This window comes from Alicyclobacillus kakegawensis NBRC 103104 (genome assembly GCF_001552655.1).
Lineage (GTDB): Bacteria > Bacillota > Bacilli > Alicyclobacillales > Alicyclobacillaceae > Alicyclobacillus_G > Alicyclobacillus_G kakegawensis.
The window spans coordinates 1-987 of sequence record NZ_BCRP01000065.1; the positions used below are offsets into that span (position 1 = coordinate 1).

Below are 987 nucleotides of genomic sequence, written 5' to 3' on the forward strand. Positions count from 1 at the left end.
CAGAGTGAGGAACAAGGCCGCGAATTATTGAAGGTGCATGAGAAACTGTTGGAGAAGGATCAAGAACTGAAGAGGGCGATGGATGATTACAAAACTGAAATTGAGAGGGTAAGCCAGGAACGGAACACAGAATTTTATAGAAGAATTCGTGAATTACTCGCAGAAAACGAGGAGTTAAAGAAGGAGACACAGGCGCTGAAGGCAGAAATGGATCTGTTAGCGACAACGGGTCAGGAAGAGAACAAACAGTTGAAGAGGGCAAATGAGGAACTTTTAACGGAAAATCAAGCGTTGCGGAAGGAAAATGAGGAGCTGAAGAAGCAGGCCATGCAGCTTGCAGTAGACTCTTTTGAGAGACTGAAGGCTGAGAACGAACAGCTGAGAATGAAACTTGCAAACCTAAATAATAATTCTGGCGAGTCGAAAATCCAAGGACGATCTAACCAATATGCAACTCATTTACATGGCGATTTGAACTCATTAACCGCACCAAAAAATGTTTATGAATCATTATTTTCGTTTGCCAAGGATACACCTCATGTTCGTCCAGACCCAGTTGTCTGGAATATTATTTACGAGGCGGTACCTCCGGGATATTCAATTCCAGATCCTGAGTTTACGAATGAGTTGATTCGAAATGTGGCTTCCGGGCTGTTTAAGCCTGCACTCTCTTCTGGTACAAATTCGGATGGTGTTAAGGGTGTGTCCCAAGACATTACACAACAAGCGTAGAATACTCGATAACGAATGGGATCGGAGTTATGCAGGAGGGGGGTATCGCTCCCCTCCCGGATCAATTCCTGCAGGGTGGCAGCTCGTGATATTGCGCTGGCGCTGTCTCTCATGCTTTCTAGGCCTTTGTCCCTCGTCGAGATATTACCATCGTTCGCCGGGCCATCTATGTTCACTCTCATTGGCCATTCGGTTCTCTTTGATTGCAATCTGCTCATCTGTTTTAGCAGGTCATGGGAAATGGGGATTCAAGGC

The 987-nt window shown here is 45.6% G+C and carries 1 protein-coding gene; it reads left to right on the forward strand.

All coding sequences use genetic code 11. The features are described from left to right. Nucleotides 1–732 (forward strand): SH3 domain-containing protein (locus tag AK2_RS17245; protein ID WP_217994726.1); only part of this gene is annotated, 732 nt, incomplete at its 5' end. Nucleotides 733–987: the final 255 nt, after the last annotated feature.